This window comes from Robiginitalea marina (assembly GCF_024006985.1).
Lineage (GTDB): Bacteria > Bacteroidota > Bacteroidia > Flavobacteriales > Flavobacteriaceae > Robiginitalea > Robiginitalea marina.
Genome location: NZ_JAMXIB010000004.1, coordinates 32356 through 50200, shown reverse-complemented (window position 1 = coordinate 50200; position 17845 = coordinate 32356). Strand labels below are relative to the sequence as shown.

The following is a 17845-nucleotide window of genomic DNA, read 5'->3' as shown; positions in this document are numbered from 1 at the left end:
GAACTAACCTTCCATGAAGAGAAGCCTTTACGTTATCCTTTTGCTCGTCCTGGGCGCTTGTGTGGAGGAAACCGCGTTCCGCATGGAAACCAGGGAATTCAGTGGGGAAGTCTGTCCCGATTGCCCCGTGGTATATATCTCCATCCCCCAGGCCAGTGGCAGGAGCGCCCTGGCCACGGCGATAAACACTTCCCTCAGGGAGGAGATCATCGATTTGCTCGACTATGATGAGGCGCGGGACGCCACCGATATCGGGGAGGCCATTTCCGCCTTCCAGGGGGGGTACAGGAAACTGCAGGAAGATTTCCCCGAGGAACTTTCGGGATGGGAGGCACGGGTGGAAGCCTTCAAAAGCTATGAAAGCCCCCAGGTGCTTTCCCTGCAGATCCGGTCGTACATTTTTACCGGGGGTGCCCACGGGTACGAGGGTACCCGCCTGCTGAATTTCGACAGGAAAACCGGGGAGCAGCTCCAGGCTGCGCAACTCTTTGCAGACACCCTCGCCTTTCGCAATTTTGCCGAAAAAGCCTTTCGGCAGCAATACCACATCCCCGAAAACGAACCGATCAACAGCACTGGATTTATGTTTCCCGGCGGGCGCTTCGAGCTCCCCGAAAATATTGGGTTTGCCCCTGAAGGCCTCGTGCTCCACTACAACCCCTATGAAGCGGCTTCCTATGCGGACGGGGACCTGGTCCTGGCCCTCCCCCTGGAGGAGGTCCGGCCCTTCCTTAAAGGGGAATACTAAGGGGTACCCCTTTTTGACCTTCCCTTTGAAGCCGTGGTTATCCAGGGCGCAGGGTGGGGGCCGAATCCGGGGCCGGCCGGCTGCCTATCCCAAAAATAGCCGTAATTTTGAACCCGGGCTCCTGATTCCCGAGCCCTAAGGACCAGCCCTGGCATCATGAAAAAGATATACCACCTCAGCACCTGCGACACCTGCAGGCGAATCATCGAAGCCCTGAACCCCCCGGCAGACACGGAATTCCGGGAGATCAAAACCGCCCCGTTGACCCGTGGGGAACTGGAAGCCCTAAAGGCGATGGCCGGCAGCTATGAAGCCCTTTTCAACAAAAGGGCACGCCTGTACCGGGAGCGCAACCTTGGGGCCCAAACCCTGGGGGAAACCGATTACCGCGACTTGCTGCTGGAACACTATACCTTCCTGAAACGACCGGTTGTGGTCGCCGGGGAACAACTGTTTGTGGGAAATGCGGCCAAAACTGTGGCAGCAGCCAAAGAAGCCCTGCACTCTTGACCAAACGGACACTGGCCATTTTGGCTGCGATCGGGGCCACTGCCATCTACGGCCTGAACCATACCATAGCCAAGGGGGTTATGCCCCATTACGTGCAGGCTTTCGGATTCATCTTCCTCAGGGTTAGCGGGGCTTCCGTGCTGTTCTGGGCCCTGGCCGCCTTCGGGCCCAGGGAACACATCGAACACCGCGACTGGGGCCGCCTGTTGCTTTGTTCCCTTTTTGGCATGGTTATCAACATGCTGGCTTTTTTCAAGGGCCTGGAGCTTTCCACCCCCATCAACAGCGCCGTGTTGATGACCATTACCCCGATCATCGTAGCCCTGCTTTCGGTTTTCCTGATCCGAGAGCGCATGACCTGGCTAAAGGTACTCGGAATCGCAATGGGTCTGGCAGGGGCGCTGGCCCTGATCTTCATGAGCGAGGATACCAGCACAAATGCCCCGAACATCCCCCTGGGGAATTCCCTGTTTATACTGAACGCCACGAGTTATGGGCTTTACCTGATCCTGGTCAAGAAACTGATCGGAAAATACCATCCCTTTACCCTCATGAAATGGCTTTTCACCCTGGCCTTTTTCATGAACCTGCCCCTGACGTTAGGCGAATTCAGGGAAATCAACTGGTCGGCAATCCCGGCTTCCGGCCTGGGGGCCATGGCCTTCGTCGTCATCGGCACCACCTTCCTCACCTACCTTTTCAATGTATTTGCCCTAACCCAGCTGAAAGCTTCCACGGTAAGCGCCTTCATTTACGGACAGCCGGTAATCGGCATCCTTTTTGCCCTTCTCACCGGCAAGGACCTGCTTACCCCGATGAAATTGCTGGCCACGCTCCTGGTCCTCTCAGGGGTATACCTGGTAAGCCGGCAGACCAGGCGGGGCTTTCCCGCCCGGCCCGGGGGCTGACAGGATATCAAAATTGGACTGATATTTGCCCAGGGGGCTTTTTTCCCCTTAAATTATCCCTATTTTTAACCCTCATATCACTCCTATGCCAGACAAAGCACCCTTTATCAAAGACCTGTCCCTTCCCATCGTAGCAGCCCCAATGTTCCTGATTTCCAATCCGGAACTGGTTATTGCCTGCTGCAAGAACGGAATTGTGGGCACCTTCCCGGCCCTCAACCAGCGCAGCAGCGAAGGCTTTGAGGCCTGGCTCATAGAAATCCGGCATGCCCTGGATACCTTTGAAAAAGAGACGGGTAAAAAAGCCGCCCCGTTCGGAGTCAACCTTATCGTGCATCCCACGAACCCGAGGCTTGAAGCCGACCTGCGGCTCTGTGTCAAACACAGGGTCCCCCTGGTTATTACTTCCCTGGGGGCAGTAAGCCAGGTGGTGGACGCCGTCCATAGTTACGGGGGGCTGGTGTTTCACGACATCATCAAGAAACGGCATGCGGAAAAAGCCGCGGAAGCGGGCGTTGACGGGCTCATCCTGGTCGCTGCCGGGGCCGGCGGGCACGCGGGTACCCTCAACCCCATGACCCTCATTTCGGAGGTTAGGAGCATTTTCGACAAGACCCTGCTGTTGTCGGGTTGCATCAGCACGGGCCGTGATGTGGCGGCAGCGCTGCAGATGGGGGCCGACCTCGCCTATATGGGAACCCGGTTTATCAATACCTCGGAAAGTGCCGCCCCGGAGGAATACCGCAACATGATTATAGAAGCCGGGGCGAATGACATCGTCTACACCGCGGCCATTTCCGGGGTACATGCCAATTTCCTCGCGCCAAGCCTGCGGGCGGCCGGGCTGACCCCGGAAGACCTGAAACGGGATACCAAAATCGATTTCGGGAAGGAACTCGACACCGAAGCCAAGGCCTGGAAAACCATTTGGTCCGCCGGGCAGGGGGTTGCCTCAATCGCCGATGTGCTGCCGGTGGAAACCCTGGTCAACCGGCTTAGGGAAGAGTTCCTGGCGGCCCTCAGGGAACAGGCTGCACTCCTGGAACGCTATACCTGATCCCCGGCCGAAATCAATCCTGAAAAGCCTGCCGATCCATGCCCCTGGTCCCTTCGGAATACACCCCCCCCTTACTCTTCAGAAACGGGCATGTGGCCACGATTTATGCCGCCCTCCTGAGAAAGGTTGCCCTGCCTGAACAGGAGCGGGAGCGCATTAGCCTGCCCGATGGCGATTTCCTCGACCTGGACTGGACCTATTCCCCGAAAGCGGCCTCGCGGCTGGTCGTGCTCCTGCACGGACTGGAAGGCAACGCACAAAGGCCCTATATGCTGGGTAGCGCCAGGCACTTCAGCCAGGGGGGCTTTGACGTCTGTGCCGTGAACCTGAGGGGCTGCAGCGGGGAGCCCAACCTGAAATTCAGGTCTTACCATTCCGGGGCCACAGAGGACCTCGAGGCGGTATTACAACACCTGATGGCCACCCGCGATTACCCTAAAACCTACCTGATGGGGTTCAGCCTAGGGGGCAACCTGATCCTGAAATACCTTGGGGAAAAACCGCTTTCCTATCCGGGAATCAGGGGGGCAGCAGCCATTTCAGTCCCCTGCGATTTACACGATTCCCTGCTGCAACTGAGCGGCCCGAAAAACCGGATATATGCCCGGCGATTCCTTACCAACCTCAGGGAAAAGCTCAGGGACAAGCAGCAACGGTTCCCCCGGGAAATCACCGATACCCTGTTGTCTCAGGTAAAAAGCCTGAAGGACTTCGACGACTTGTATACCAGCCGGGCCCACGGGTTCCGCGACGCCCTGGACTACTACACCCGGTGCAGCAGCCGGCAATTCCTGAAAGGGATCGCGATCCCCACCCTGCTGATCAATGCCAGAAACGATTCCTTCCTGGGGCCGCAGTGTTTCCCGGTGGAAGAAAGCCGCGAGCACCCTTTCCTTTACCTGGAAATGCCCGACCACGGCGGGCATGTTGGATTTGTGTCTGCCGGAAAACCCTATTATTATGAAACCCGGAGCCTCAAATTTTTTGAGGCGCACCAATAGCACGCGTTTTCTTATCTTAGGGCCCTAATCCAGATTGTATCCTCATGAAAAAGATCATCCCAATGTTCCTCTGCGCTGCGCTTGCCCTGAGCTGCGGGGAGAAAAAGGAAGAGAAAAAAGAAGGCTTCGAAATGAGCCGTACCAAAAAAGAGTCGCCTGCGGCGGAAACCGCTTCCCAGGGCGTTCCCGTGGACCTTAGCAATAAAGGTGTCGGACCCGTAAAATCGGTGTCCTTTCCCGACCAGATCGATCCGGAACTGGCAAAACAAGGCGAGGCAAAATACAAAATGCTTTGTACGGCCTGCCATATGGCCGGGCAGCGGTTTATCGGACCTGACCTTACCGGGGTGTTCGAAAGGCGCAGCCCCGAATGGGTGATGAACATGATCCTGAACCCCGATGGCATGCTTAGGGAAGATCCCATTGCAAAGGCCTTGCTGAAGGAGTATAACAATGCCCTGATGACCAACCAGAATTTAAGCGAGGAAGAGGCCCGGGCTGTAGCCGAATACCTGAGGACCCTGTAACGCGCTTCCCTGATCCTATCCAAGGCTGCGACACCCCATTCGGTTCGCAGCTTTTTTTTGCCCTGTTGTAATGGCCATGAAAAACCCAACCCATGATGCCCTGCTGCTGATTGCGCTGCTGCCCGAGGCCCCCCTTCGGGAGCGGATCAGGGCCCTCAAAGAGGAAATGCGGTTGCGGTTCGGGGCGGCCCATGCCCTGAAATCACCGGCCCACCTGACCCTGCAGATGCCTTTTCGCGCCAGCAGTTCTGAGCGCGCCGGCCTGGTCCGGCACCTGGAGGTTTTTGCCAGGCGGGAACCGGGCTTCGAAATACAGCTGTCGGGCTTCGACGCCTTCCCCCCAAGGGTAATTTTCATCAGGGTCCTGGACCATGAGCCTATTATCGGCCTGCATGCGCGACTCAGGACGATACTGCTCGAAGAGGCCGGGCTGGCCGAAGAAACCACCACCCGGGAAATCCACCCGCATGTCACCATTGCCACCCGCGACCTCAGCGAAACCGCCTTCCTGAAGGCCTGGCCCGAATTCCAGGCAAGGGGGTTTGAAGCCTCCTTCCGGGTTCGCAGCCTGTTTTTGCTACAACACAGCGGAAAGTCCTGGGAGCCCTTCCGGGAATTTCCTTTTCGCGGGGCCGAAGCACCGGGAAACAGTATATAAACCGCGATTCCACCCGGTATTTTTCTTATCTTTAGGCTTCACCAGATTCCCGGATACAGCAGGCTCCCCTGGAGCGTGTTTTCTCCATCTGAACGCTACAGGTCGGTGTCCGGGGAGGCTAACAAGTACTTACCCTATGACCCGAAATTCAGCAATGGGATGGCTCGCCGCCGTCTCCCTTGGCATCATGGGATGCCAGAGCCCCCCAAAGGAATCCATGACCCTGAAATCCCCGGAGGGAACACATGAAATCAACATTTACCTCGATGCCACAGGCAGGCCCGGGTACCAGGTATCCCGAAACGGGAAGATGGTAATCGACAGTTCCGGGCTTGGTTTCGAGTTCAGGGACCAACCGGCACTCCTGTCGGGGATGCAGTGGAAGGAAAGCACCTCGTTTGCTCAGGATGAGACCTGGGAAATGCCCTGGGGGGAACAGCGCACAGTCAGGAACCATTACAATGCTGCCAGGGTCGTGCTCGAGGAAGAGCAGGCACCGGGGAGGTCGCTCATTCTCCATTTCCGGGCCTATGAGGACGGGGTGGCGTTCCGCTATGAATTTCCGGAACAGGCCGGGGCCGATACCCTGGTCATCTCGGAGGAACACACCGAATTCCAGCTGACGGGAGACCATATGAGCTGGTGGATCCCCGGGGACTGGGACATTTACGAACACCTTTACAATACCACGCGCGTCTCTGAGATCGATGCGATTTCCAAACGGGACCACCCGAACCTGGCATCGACCTATATCCCGGAAAATGCCGTGAACACCCCCTTTACCCTCCGCACTGAAGACGGGGTGCACCTGAGTTTCCACGAGGCCGACCTGACCGACTACGCCGGGATGACCCTTAAAGTGGATACGGCCACCCTGAAACTCAGCAGCGGGCTGGTGGGGTCGGACCGCTTCAACCACAAGGTCAAACGGGCCCTGCCCTTCCAAACCCCATGGCGGACCCTGCAGATTTCGGACCGGGCGGGCGGGCTGATCGAATCCCGGTTGATCGAGAACCTGAACGAACCGAACAAGCTGGGGGACGTTTCCTGGTTCAAACCGATGAAGTACGTCGGGATCTGGTGGGAAATGCACCTGGGGATCGCTACCTGGGACTACGGCATGACCCTGGATGAACAGGGGCGCTGGGTAGACACCGGAATGGCTCACGGAAAGCACGGGGCCACCACGGAAAACACTAAACGCTATATCGATTTTGCAGCTGCCAACAATATCAAAGGGGTGCTGGTGGAAGGCTGGAACACCGGATGGGAGCGCTGGATCGGCTTTGAGGACCGGGAAGGGGTTTTTGACTTTGTTACTCCCTATCCCGACTACGACCTTGAAGCCCTTGCGGCCTATGGCCGCGAAAAGGGGGTGGAGCTCATCATGCACCACGAAACCTCGGCAGCCCCCAGGACCTACGAACAACAACTGGATACGGCGTACGCCCTTATGCAGGGCCTGGGGATCCATTCCGTAAAGACCGGGTATGTGGGGAAAATCATCCCAAAGGGGGAATACCACCACGGCCAGTGGATGGTTAACCATTACCGCAAGGTACTGGAAACCGCAGCGGATTACCAGGTGGCCATCAATGCCCATGAACCGATTAAGGCTACCGGGCTGAGGCGGACCTACCCGAATGCGATTTCGCGGGAGGGGTTGCGCGGGCAGGAGTTCAATGCCTGGTCCGTGGAAGGCGGAAACCCTCCGGAACACCTCCCCATCGTGGCCTTTACCCGCATGCTGGCAGGCCCCATCGACTTCACCCCGGGGGTGTTTGACATCGGCCTTAAACAAAAGCCTGAAAGCCAGGTCAACACGACCCTGGCGCAACAACTGGCGCTTTACGTGGTCATCTACAGCCCGATCCAGATGGCGTGCGACCTCCCTGAAAATTACGAGGGGAACCCCGCTTTTCAGTTTATCCGGGAGGTGGGGGTAGATTGGGAACAAACCCGGGTCCTGGACGGCGAAGTGGGCGATTTTGTTTCCATTGCCCGGGAGGAGCGGGAAACAGGCAACTGGTTTGTTGGCGCCATTACGGATGAAACCCCGAGGGAAGTGGAAATTGACTTCAGCTTTTTGCCGGAAGGCAGTTCCTATAAAGCCACCTTCTACAGGGACCATGCTGAGGCCCACTACCGCGATAACCCGACAGCCATTGAGATCGAAGAAGCGGCGATCGACCATGGGTCGCGCCGAACCTTCCGGCTGGCCGCCGGGGGGGGGCTGGCGATCAGCCTTATAAAACAATAGGCCCTACCAGGGGTCCAGGCCCAGCAATTTTTTGCCAAGGGCCGAGAGGCGGGCCCGGCCGTACCGGGTTTGTTCCCAGTTGCGGGGGTCCCCCGGAAAGGCGTATCCCTCGGGGGCGACCCGGTGCTTCCAGGAATGGATGCGCCATTGCCGCAGGGCTTCGTTTTCGGGCTCGGCGGGCATCATGGAAATGTACTGCGCAATGCGCACCTTGTTTTCGGAGCGGTTGGGCCGGATGCCATGCGGCAGCAGGCTGTTGAAAATAAGCAGGTCGCCGGCCTCCAGCTTTACCTTGACCAACTTGTCTTCCAGGCCGGTGATATCGGGCTGGAAAGGGTCCCGGCCTTCAGGTTGGGTTTTCTTCCAGTCGTCGTAATGCCGATAGAGCCAGGGGATGCACTGGAACCCTCCCATCTGCTCGTCCGTCTGGTCCGAAAGGGCCAGGACGCCCTGCACGTTTTGGGGGCGGGTTTCCGGGTCGTAGTCCCAATGGATAAACCCCTTTTGTTCAAAACCGGGGCGGGAGGGGAAATTCAGGTTGGCCCGGTCGATCGTCACCCAAAGGGCTTCGGTGCCCCAGATGTCCACAAAAGCGTCATAGATGCGGGGTTCCTGACGGTTTTCCCAAAGCAGCTGGTGGTTGTAGACCTCCACCATGCCGGTGCCCACAAGTTCCTTCATCTGCATTTGCGAACGGGGCGGGGTGTACCAGGTTCCCGGGTCCTGGGGGTCCTTCTCTTCAAATTCCCAGAGCAGGGCAGCGGTCCTTTCGGCCTGTTCCGTGGAAATTGCCCGGCGCACCACCACATACCCCTCCCTGGTCCAGTGGTCCCAGTCGGTTTCCCCAAGTAACCGCAGGCTTTTCCTTTCGGAACGGTCGTTGAGCTTTCGCCGGCTACTGGTGGCTGTGGAAGGGTTTCCGGGGATTTCCCTGTGGGCCTGGTTGCCCATTTCGACTTTCGGGTTCTTTTTCATCGGGGTGCGGATTAAAGCTTCCCGTTAAGATACTAAATTCCGGGGTTCGCCCTACGCCCCTTCCGAAAGGCTCCTGCCCCCGGGCCAGAAGACGGGGCCGGCTTTTCCCCTCCATTGGAAACAGCAAATTTGAGTACTTTTGGGAAAAATCACCACGTGAAGAAACTGCCGAAATTTGCCGTGCTCGGAGGGGGAAGCTGGGCCACTGCCCTGGTAAAAATGCTGTGCGAGAACCTTGGGGAAGTAACCTGGTATATGCGGAACACCGAGGCGCTCCGGTATATCAGCGAACACGGCCACAACCCGAATTACCTCAGTTCCGTGAGCTTCAACACCGCGCAGCTCAGGCTTACCGACCAGATCGATGAGGCGGTTTCAGGGGCGGAGGTGCTCATTTTCGCCATTCCTTCGGCCTTTCTGGACGGGGAATTATCCAAGATCAGCGCTTCCCTCGAAGGTAAGGTGATCGTCTCCGCCATTAAGGGGATCGTGCCGGAAAGCGGGAAGATTGTCGGGGAGCATTTCCACGACAAGTACAATATCCCCTACAAAAACATCGGGGTGATCGCCGGGCCCTGCCATGCTGAGGAAGTAGCCCTGGAACGGCTTTCCTACCTGACCATCGCCTGCGAAGACAAGGCCCGGGCCAGGCAGGTGGCTTCCGCCCTGGAGAGTTCCTACATCAAGACCCGGGTGAGCCGTGACATCATAGGGACCGAGTACGCGGCCATGCTTAAAAACATCTATGCCATTGCTGCGGGTATTGCCCATGGGCTGGGGTATGGCGACAACTTCCAGGCGGTACTGATGAGCAATGCGATCAGGGAAATGAAGCGGTATACCAAATGCCTCTACAACATCGACCGGAACATCAACCACTCTGCCTACCTGGGTGACCTGTTGGTGACCGGCTACTCCGTCTTCAGCCGCAACCGCATGTTCGGGAACATGATCGGGAAGGGGTATACCGTTAAAAGCGCTATGATGGAGATGAATATGGTGGCCGAGGGGTATTATGCGGTCAAAAGCGCCTTTATCATAAAGGAAGGGTTCAAAAAAACGGTAAAAACACCTATCATCGACGCAGTTTACAAGGTGCTTTATAAAGGGGCCAACCCCAAAAAAGTCTTCCTTGAGCTGGCCGACCAGATCAGTTGATCATTGTAGCCCGGGCGTCCCGGAGGTTCAGGCCGTTTCCAGGTCAAAGGCACTGTGCCGCTGAATTTCGGCCTGCATGGCTTCCTTCCAGGCCTCCCGTTTTTCGATGCCTTCCCCCAGAAGTTCACCACATTCCTCCACTACCCGGTCGAGGTATTTGCGGACAGATCCAATGTCAAAATACAGGCGCCCCGTCCGACGGATGAAAAAGTCTATGGGGTTCTGGACCATCTCATGTGCAATCCCGAAATGCAATTCTGCCCGCATCAGCCTCCATTGCGCGTCTTTATCGGTGAAGTTGGCAAAGCCTTCAAGGATCTGCCCGGTCTGCCTGCCGTAGGTGGTCACCAGGTACCAGGCGTCGTACGGGGTAAAGCCCTCCGAAACCAGGCGCTCCGTCACCTCTTCGAGGTACTTTTCCACCTGTTTGAATTTTTTGAAATCGCTGCCGCACAGGGGAATCTTGTCGGTCTGGCACCCTTTCAGCTTGCGGCCGTGTTCCTCTTCCATGGTTGCGGCAACGCGGTTCACCACCCGCTCGGCCATCTTGCGGTATCCGGTAAGCTTTCCCCCGGCAATGCTGACCAACCCTGAGTCGGAAGTGAAAATCTCGTCCTTGCGCGACAGCTCGGAAGCAGATTTGCCCTCTTCGTGGATCAGTGGCCTCAACCCGGCCCAGGACGATTCGATGTCTGACAGTTCCAATTCTATGGAAGGGAACATGTTGTTGACGGCAGAGATCAGGTAAATCGCATCGGCCAGGTCGGTCCTGACATCGTCCTTATCGGCCTCGTAATTCGTATCGGTAGTGCCCACGTAGGTGACCTTTCCCCTGGGAATGGCAAAGATCATGCGCCCGTCGGGCACATCGAAATATACCGACTGCCGGACCGGGAGCTTCTCATGCGGGAATACCAGGTGTACCCCCTTGGTCAGGTGCAGCCGCTTTCCCCGTTTGCTTTGGTTCAACCCCCTGAGTTCATCCACCCATGGCCCCGCGGCGCTCACTATATATCGGGAGGCCACCTCCAGGGATTCCCCTCCGCACAGGTCCGAAACGATTACCCCGGCCACCTTGCCCTGCCCGTCATACCGGAAGCCTGTCACTTCGGCATAATTTAGCGCCAGGGCCCCGTACTGAAGGCTCGCCTTGATACTTTCAAGGGTAAGGCGGGCATCGTCGGTGCGGTATTCGGCATAGTAGCCGGCACCCTTTAAGCCCTTTTTAGGCAGGAGCGGTTCCAGTTTCAGGGCCTCCTTTTTTTCGAGCATCTTCCTCTTGTCGTCCCCGCTGACCTGGGCGAGGATATCGTACACCTTCAGGCCGATGGATGTAAGCCATTTCCCGTATGACCCCCCTTCTATCAGGGGCAGCAACATTTTTTCGGGCAATACCAGGTGGGGGGCCAGCTTGTGGACGATGGCCCTTTCGGAACCCACTTCCTTCACCAGCCAGAAATCGAATTGTTTCAGGTAGCGGAGCCCGCCGTGGATGAGTTTGGTGGACTTGCTGCTGGTCCCCGAAGCGAAATCCCCCTTCTCGAGCAGGGCCACCTTCAGCCCGCGGGAAGCGGCATCGAGGGCAATCCCCGCCCCGGTTATGCCCCCTCCGATCACCACAAGGTCAAATTCCGCAGATTGAAGTTCTTTGAGGTGTTCGGCCCTGTTGCGCGCAGAAAAAGGAAGTGGGGTTTTCATAATGGGATCATTGGGTTACAAAAATAGGGCTTTGGGGGCAAGGGGTCAACCGGCCGGTATTATGAAAAGGTCAAATCCGGCGACACGGTACCAAGGGGGGTTCAGGGGTGCTCCTGCGGAAAGCCGTATTCCCGCTCTACCCTGCAGATGCGCACCCGGTACGATTCGTACCACGACCGGCGCCCCAGCTGCTGGGCGATCTGATGGTCGGCCTGGGATTTCCACCGGGCGATATTTTCCAGCGAATCCCAGTAGCTGACGGTAATCCCAATACCCTCGCGGGCATGTTCCATCCCCAGGAAACCGGGCTGCTGCCGCGCCAGTTCCTCCATGGCTTCGGACATGGCGGCATATTCCTCCTGCCCCGCTGCTGAGCGCTTTGAGGTAAAAATAACGGCGTAATAGGGAGGGGTTGCGTTCATTCCAGGTACTGCTTTTCCAAAAAATAGGCAACGATGGCCTCTTTCATCAAAACGGACTGCTCCCCCGCCTTGAGGGGGGGCAGGGGCTCCAGCAACTGGTAATGTGGCCAGCCTTCCTCGTCAAAATGGTCGAAGGTGTAGTACCCATACGGCTCGAGCAACCGACAGATCGCAATGTGCATCAGGTTGATCTTTTCGTCCTTCTTATAACGCCGGTGGTAGTGGCCGAACTCCTGGACCCCGATCAGGTAAATGATGGCATCCAACTCCAGGGGAGCCCCTTCGGCAAACTGGGCTGAAAGCTTTTGGGTCAGTTGGTCCCAACGTTCTCTGAGCAGGGGATCGCGCGCCATGGACTATCGAATGGGTAAGAGGTTCCGAAGGAGCAAAGGTACAAAGCAATCCCTTATATTTGTTTGAAAACATCCCCATGGAGCTCGTGGATATTGTACTGGCACTCCTGCTGGCCTCTGGTTTTTTTATGGGCCTGAAAAATGGCCTCATAGTGGAAATCGCCTCGGTGGCTGCCCTGATCGCTGCTGTTTACGGGGCCATCCATTTCTCTTACTTCGTTTCCGATTACCTCGAGGAAGCGGTAGATTGGAATGGCACCAATGTTAAGGTCAGTGCTTTTGTGGCGACCTTCCTGGGGATCCTCATCGGGGTTCACCTGCTTGCAAAATTGCTTACGCGCATTGCCCGTCTGGCCATGCTGGGCTTCCTGAACCGCCTGGCCGGAGGAATTTTCGGACTGGTGAAGGTGGCTGTAATCCTTGGGGCACTCATCATTTACCTGGAGCGGGCAGGGGTTTCCGACGACTGGCTGGTGACAGGGGTCCTGGAAGACTCCGTACTTTATCCGCCCCTTCGGGAGACAGGGGACCTGGTCTTTTCCCTGGCCCTGGAGCCATAAAGTATTCTAAAACCCCGCTAAGCCGGTGCCGTTTACCGACCTTTTTTGACCGGTTGCCCCCCGGGACCTGTAGGCGTGCGTCCGATCAGGGACAGGTTTATTGCCGATCTTCGGCAGGATTGGGGCATTGGTCGAAAAAACACCCCCGATTTATCCGGGGATGCGGAATTCCTCCCTAATATTGAATCCCGGCCCGGTCCCGGGAAAAAGACACTCCCCCAAGTCTTTGCCATACAGAAGCCTGCTTGCAATCAGAACACCTATGAAATTGCGGCACGCCTTTGTAATTCTGTTTACCGCCCTGGCCCTTTCCTGTACCAAGGAGGCGGCGGACCCTGTTGAGGGTCCGAAAGGGGTAAACCTGGAAGCGATGGAAAGCGAAGTACTGGCCCTGGTCAACGACCACCGGGTCGGCAGAGGCCTTTCCCCCCTGGCATTCAGCGAAGTGGCCTACCACTACGCCAATGAACACAATGACTATATGATCGCTACCGGCACGCTGAGCCACCATAATTTTACGGCGCGCGCCACCGGGATTGCCTCTGAAGCCGATGCAAAAGCGGTTTCAGAAAACGTAGCCAAAAACTACGCCACCGCTGCCCAGGCCCTCGAAGGCTGGCTTGCAAGCGAATCGCACCGCAAAACCATGGAAGGGGATTACTCCCATACTGCGGTCAGCGTTAAAAAAGACACGGAGGGCAACCTGTATTATACCCAGTTGTTTTTTCTCCAGTAGGCAGGAAGCCGACACCTTTTATGAGAAAAGCCACATCCCTTCGCGGGCTGTGGCTTTTTGGCTATCTTTAGGGTTATAACGCTGTTCCTGCTTATGAAAATAACGCCTCCCTTCAACCTGCTGGAATGGGTAGATACCCACCGGGACGAACTCAAGCCCCCCGTGGGGAACCGGAACCTTTTCAAGGAGGCCACCGATTATATCGTGATGGTTGTGGCCGGGCCCAATGCCCGAAAAGATTACCACTATAACGAGACCGAAGAGTTGTTTTACCAGCTGGAGGGGACCATCGAGGTCCACGTACAGGAAAATGGCATGAAAAAAACCATGAAACTGGGACCCGGCGACCTCTACCTGCATCCGGCCGGGGTGCCTCACTCCCCGGTTCGCCATCCGGGATCCATAGGGCTGGTGGTGGAACGCCGGCGCGAACGCCTGAACCTGAAGGACGGCCTGCTCTGGTATTGCGAGCAATGCAACCATAAATTACACGAAGTCTATTTTACCCTGCGGGACATTGAGCAGGATTTCCTGCCCCATTTCAGGCATTTCTACAATTCGCAAGCCCTTCGGACCTGTGAGCGCTGCGGCACCGTCATGGAAGCCGATGAGCGGTTTGTGGCCAGGCCAGACCCCTGAGGGCGGAACCTTCCGGGCCGGACAACAGAAACGGGGATGCCCCCCGGCTTACAGGCTTTCCCGATCCGTGCTCCGGAGAGGCACGGGCAGCCATCAAAAGATTCTTCCGCCGGATATGGGCCGCCGGGGCAAGAATTCGTAATTTTGTGGCTATTCTAACAATTTCGATTTAAAAAGTTATAAAATGACAGATGTGGCAGTTGCTTTCGGCATGGATAACGCCCTAAAGGCGTTGGGGATTCAGGAACTGAACCCGGGGTCGTCCACGGGCGACAACAGTTTTGCAAACGGGGAAATCCTGGAATCCCGGTCCCCGGTGGACGGGGCCCTGATCGGCCGGGTACAGGCCACCACCCGGGAAGACTATGAGCGGGTAGTGCAGACCGCCATGGAGGCTTTCAAGGCCTGGCGGACAATCCCTGCCCCGAAAAGGGGGGAAGTGGTAAGGCAGTTCGGGGAGCGGCTGCGCGAGCTTAAGGAACCCCTGGGGAAGCTGGTTTCCTACGAAATGGGAAAATCGTACCAGGAAGGCCTTGGGGAGGTACAGGAAATGATCGACATCTGTGATTTTGCCGTGGGCCTTTCCCGACAACTTCACGGATTGACCATGCATTCCGAACGCCCGCTGCACCGCATGTACGAACAATACCACCCCCTTGGCCCGGTAGGGATCATCTCGGCCTTCAATTTCCCGGTAGCCGTGTGGAGCTGGAATACTGCCCTGGCCTGGGTTTGCGGGGATGTCTGTATCTGGAAGCCTTCAGAGAAGGCCCCCCTGTGCGGGATTGCCTGCCAGCATATTGCCGCGGAAGTCTTCAGGGCCAATGGGCTCCCGGAAGGGATTTCCTGCCTGATTACGGGGAATTACCAGGTAGGGGAATACATGACCCACGATGAGCGCGTCCCCCTGGTGTCGGCCACAGGTTCCATCCGCATGGGCAAAATCGTGGCGCAGGCCGTTGGGGCCCGCCTGGGGAAAACCCTGCTGGAACTCGGTGGGAACAACGCCATTATCGTAACGCCGGATGCCGACATCAAAATGACGGTGATCGGCGCGGTATTCGGGGCCGTCGGGACCTGCGGGCAGCGATGCACCTCCACCCGCCGCCTGATCGTGCACGAAGCGGTTTACGACCAGGTCAGGGAAGCCCTGGTTGCTGCCTATGGGCAATTGCGGATCGGGAACCCCCTGGATGAAAAGAACCACGTTGGCCCCCTGATCGACAAAGATGCAGTGGGTATGTACCAGGCAGCGCTTGAAAAGGTGGTGGCCGAGGGAGGGCGCCTCATTGTGCCCGGCGGTCTTGTGGACGGCCCGGGATACGAAAGCGGCTGCTACGTGAAGCCGGCCATTGCCGAAGCCGAAAACCACTATGAGATCGTCCAGCACGAAACCTTCGCCCCCATCCTCTACCTTTTGAAATACAAAGGCGGGGTTGAAAATGCCATCGCCCTCCAAAATGGGGTGCGCCAGGGGCTGTCCTCGGCCATTATGACCAATAACCTCAGGGAAGCCGAAACCTTCCTGTCGGTTGCGGGTAGTGATTGCGGCATCGCCAACGTCAACATCGGGACCTCGGGAGCCGAAATTGGCGGGGCTTTTGGAGGGGAAAAGGAAACAGGCGGCGGCCGGGAATCGGGGTCTGATGCCTGGAAGATCTACATGCGCCGGCAGACCAACACCATTAATTACGGCAGGGAACTCCCATTGGCCCAGGGGATCAAATTTGACCTCTGACGGAAGGGTCCATGCTCGTTTGGTTGCCTGGCGACCGGGCCATGGCTTCATGCCCCCTAACAAAAAATCCGCCCGGGCAGCTTAGCGGACCGAGGGCGGATTTTCAAACTAACCAAACTAATCCAAAATAAAACCCACTTGGATGGTTCCCTGTAAACGTATCGGGTCTGCAACCGTTAAAGGAAGGACTCCTTTGAGCTTTCAACGAATTTGCCTTATTCCAAACTTCTATGGTAGCGGAATTGTGTAAGCGGCCCCCTTCCCTGTATGCTTTGCAAATTTGGGCCCCGCCTGCAAAACCCGGTTGGGAAGCGCGGCCTGCAAGGCCGGGGGGAGTGCCCTGTTTCACCCCGACGGGCATAGGGATATTTTTAATATCTTGTAGGGACCCAATCCGGGGGAACCCTTAATACGTGTTGGCTATGAACCAGGAACCTGTAACCTTGCTTTATTGGATTATCCCCATGCTCTCGGGCATCCTTTGCGGGGTCATCGGTTATTTGCTGGGAAGGGGCCCAATGGGGCCTGCTGCCCTGCGCAATGAGGCCGGGGCCCTTAAGGCCGCCAACAAAAAACTCAGGAGAGAATTGGATTCCTGTATGGATCGGCTGGCATCGGCCAGGAGCCAGGGAATATCCAGGGCGCTCCCATTTGACGCCGCGGCGGCAAGGAAGGCCTTCGGAAAGACGATCCGGCAGGACGACCTGACCCTCATCGAGGGAATTGGACCCAAGATTGTAGGGCTCTTCCAGAATTTCGACATCCATACCTGGAAGGAGCTTTCGGAAGCCTCTGTGGCCAAATGCCAGGAAGTGCTGGACTCCGGGGGGGAGCGGTACAAGCTCCACGACCCGTCTTCCTGGCCCATGCAGGCCCGCATGGCATACGAGGGAAAATGGAAGGAACTCGCGCGGTGGCAACGCGAACACCTGCACGGCAAACTCTGATCTTTCCTCCATTTTTGCCTAATTCCGGCCCTTTTCCCCGGGATAGTATGCAAATACCGGTTCGCTTTGCCAAACCTCTTTGGTATGTATGTCCATTACGGACAGGGGGCCTTTGAAGGCCGCACCGGTATCTACGTTCCAGACATTCGCCGCCCGGTAGGGGGTGTCGAGCCCCAGGCGGGAAACCGGGGTATGCCCGATATAGATTTCCCGGTAAAGTTTCAGGCGGGGGGGATACAACGGATCGTCCTGTGACAGCCCGGGGTTCAGGGCAAGGGCCGTTTCCCAAAGGGTGCGGTCCCAGTAAAAGGTCTTTCTGAAGTACTCGTGCCCCACCCCTTTAAGGTTGGTGAAGCCTGCGTGCAGGAATAACCGGTTTTCCGCGTCGAGGCAGTAATCTTCCAGGGATTCCAGGAAGCGGGCATGCCCTTTACGCGTTGCCTCCCCCAGACCCCGGTAAGACTCCCGGGTGGCGGCGCCGCCAGACTGCAGCCAAAGCTCGTGCTCCACCCCTTCCGACAGCCATTGCAGGCACAGGTCATCGTGGTTGCCCCTCAGGAGGGCGCAATGGTGCTTGCGGCGGAACCCCATCAGGAAATCGATGGTTTCGGCCGCCTCGCTCCAGCCATCCACATAATCGCCCAGGAAGATGAACCGGTCGTTTTTACCCGGTTCCACCTTTTCAAGGACGTCTTGCAGGGCCTTCAGGCCCCCGTGTATGTCGCCAATAACCAGTGTCCTCATTTCTGCCATGCACTTCAGGCCCCCTACGTGTCCGATTCGGGCCAGGTCTATAATTGCTGCCCCAAAGCTAGGAAAATCGGGGCAGGGAACCATTGGCCCCCAGCCGAAACGGCCCCAGATTCCGTCGTATTTTTTGGGTTTAAACCGGTTTTCTCAGTACATTTCGCTCCGATTTAACTCCGGAAAACCGTGCTGAGGCCCTGCAT

Annotated in this window: 19 protein-coding genes; 14 read left to right on the top strand and 5 right to left on the bottom strand. The window is 57.2% G+C overall.

The features are described 5' to 3' along the window. Positions 1-13 precede the first annotated feature (13 nt). The 8 genes from NG653_RS06280 to NG653_RS06245 all read left to right on the top strand — a co-directional run bounded on the left by NG653_RS06280 (position 14) and on the right by NG653_RS06245 (position 7669). A complete protein-coding gene (locus tag NG653_RS06280; RefSeq protein ID WP_252740832.1) occupies positions 14-748 on the top strand; it encodes a DUF3298 and DUF4163 domain-containing protein in 735 nt (244 codons plus the stop codon). 156 nt (positions 749-904) lie between these two features. Further along, on the top strand, positions 905-1258 hold the full coding sequence (locus NG653_RS06275; RefSeq protein ID WP_252740831.1) for an arsenate reductase family protein: 354 nt from the start codon (positions 905-907) through the stop codon (positions 1256-1258). Then, positions 1255-2166: a DMT family transporter gene (locus tag NG653_RS06270; RefSeq protein ID WP_252740830.1), complete on the top strand. Its 912-nt coding sequence runs from the start codon at positions 1255-1257 to the stop codon at positions 2164-2166. The genes NG653_RS06275 and NG653_RS06270 overlap by 4 nt, the downstream gene beginning before the upstream one ends. A gap of 85 nt (positions 2167-2251) precedes the next feature. Further along, a complete protein-coding gene (locus NG653_RS06265) occupies positions 2252-3223 on the top strand; it encodes an NAD(P)H-dependent flavin oxidoreductase (protein WP_252740829.1) in 972 nt (323 codons plus the stop codon). Between the two features lie 38 nt (positions 3224-3261). Further along, positions 3262-4224 (top strand): YheT family hydrolase, encoded by a 963-nt coding sequence (locus NG653_RS06260; RefSeq protein ID WP_252740828.1) that lies wholly within the window; start codon positions 3262-3264, stop codon positions 4222-4224. Between the two features lie 44 nt (positions 4225-4268). Further along, the gene (locus NG653_RS06255; RefSeq protein WP_252740827.1) at positions 4269-4751 is read left to right on the top strand and encodes a c-type cytochrome; all 483 of its coding nucleotides are present in this window, start codon (positions 4269-4271) and stop codon (positions 4749-4751) included. Between the two features lie 76 nt (positions 4752-4827). Beyond that, entirely contained in the window at positions 4828-5409 is a 582-nt protein-coding gene (locus NG653_RS06250) for a 2'-5' RNA ligase family protein (protein WP_252740826.1), read from the top strand. A gap of 136 nt (positions 5410-5545) precedes the next feature. Beyond that, the gene (locus NG653_RS06245; protein ID WP_252740825.1) at positions 5546-7669 is read left to right on the top strand and encodes a glycoside hydrolase family 97 protein; all 2124 of its coding nucleotides are present in this window, start codon (positions 5546-5548) and stop codon (positions 7667-7669) included. Positions 7670-7672: 3 nt separating this feature from the next. Here the strand turns inward: NG653_RS06245 and NG653_RS06240 are convergent, their stop codons facing one another. Then, positions 7673-8644 carry a phytanoyl-CoA dioxygenase family protein gene (locus NG653_RS06240; protein WP_252740824.1) on the bottom strand — a complete coding sequence of 324 codons (972 nt, stop codon included), beginning with the start codon at positions 8642-8644 and terminating at the stop codon, positions 7673-7675. A 156-nt stretch (positions 8645-8800) separates the two neighbouring features. On the opposite strand from NG653_RS06240, the gene NG653_RS06235 reads away from it, so the two are divergent. After that, positions 8801-9802 (top strand): NAD(P)H-dependent glycerol-3-phosphate dehydrogenase, encoded by a 1002-nt coding sequence (locus tag NG653_RS06235; RefSeq protein ID WP_252740823.1) that lies wholly within the window; start codon positions 8801-8803, stop codon positions 9800-9802. A gap of 27 nt (positions 9803-9829) precedes the next feature. On the opposite strand, the gene NG653_RS06230 is transcribed toward NG653_RS06235, so the two are convergent. The 3 genes from NG653_RS06230 to NG653_RS06220 all read right to left on the bottom strand — a co-directional run bounded on the left by NG653_RS06230 (position 9830) and on the right by NG653_RS06220 (position 12275). Beyond that, positions 9830-11500, bottom strand: a complete 1671-nt coding sequence (locus NG653_RS06230; protein WP_252740822.1) for a glycerol-3-phosphate dehydrogenase/oxidase — start codon at positions 11498-11500, stop codon at positions 9830-9832. A 101-nt stretch (positions 11501-11601) separates the two neighbouring features. Beyond that, entirely contained in the window at positions 11602-11922 is a 321-nt protein-coding gene (locus NG653_RS06225; protein WP_252740821.1) for an antibiotic biosynthesis monooxygenase family protein, read from the bottom strand. Continuing rightward, positions 11919-12275, bottom strand: a complete 357-nt coding sequence (locus tag NG653_RS06220) for a hypothetical protein (RefSeq protein WP_252740820.1) — start codon at positions 12273-12275, stop codon at positions 11919-11921. Before NG653_RS06220 ends, NG653_RS06225 begins: the two co-directional genes overlap by 4 nt. Positions 12276-12334: 59 nt before the next feature. Between NG653_RS06220 and NG653_RS06215 the strand changes: the two genes are divergently transcribed. From NG653_RS06215 to NG653_RS06195, 5 genes are all read left to right on the top strand, one after another. Beyond that, positions 12335-12835, top strand: a complete 501-nt coding sequence (locus NG653_RS06215) for a CvpA family protein (protein ID WP_252740819.1) — start codon at positions 12335-12337, stop codon at positions 12833-12835. Positions 12836-13097: 262 nt separating this feature from the next. Beyond that, complete coding sequence (locus NG653_RS06210; protein ID WP_252740818.1) at positions 13098-13571, top strand: CAP domain-containing protein; 474 nt, start codon at positions 13098-13100, stop codon at positions 13569-13571. A 93-nt stretch (positions 13572-13664) separates the two neighbouring features. After that, positions 13665-14210 carry a 3-hydroxyanthranilate 3,4-dioxygenase gene (locus tag NG653_RS06205; RefSeq protein ID WP_252740817.1) on the top strand — a complete coding sequence of 182 codons (546 nt, stop codon included), beginning with the start codon at positions 13665-13667 and terminating at the stop codon, positions 14208-14210. Positions 14211-14394: 184 nt separating this feature from the next. Continuing rightward, on the top strand, positions 14395-15948 hold the full coding sequence (gene amaB / locus NG653_RS06200) for an L-piperidine-6-carboxylate dehydrogenase (RefSeq protein WP_252740816.1): 1554 nt from the start codon (positions 14395-14397) through the stop codon (positions 15946-15948). Positions 15949-16370: 422 nt separating this feature from the next. Beyond that, entirely contained in the window at positions 16371-16895 is a 525-nt protein-coding gene (locus NG653_RS06195; RefSeq protein ID WP_252740815.1) for a hypothetical protein, read from the top strand. Positions 16896-16913: 18 nt separating this feature from the next. Here NG653_RS06195 and NG653_RS06190 read toward each other — a convergent pair whose 3' ends face one another. Then, positions 16914-17639: a metallophosphoesterase family protein gene (locus tag NG653_RS06190; RefSeq protein WP_252740814.1), complete on the bottom strand. Its 726-nt coding sequence runs from the start codon at positions 17637-17639 to the stop codon at positions 16914-16916. Positions 17640-17845 lie beyond the last annotated feature (206 nt).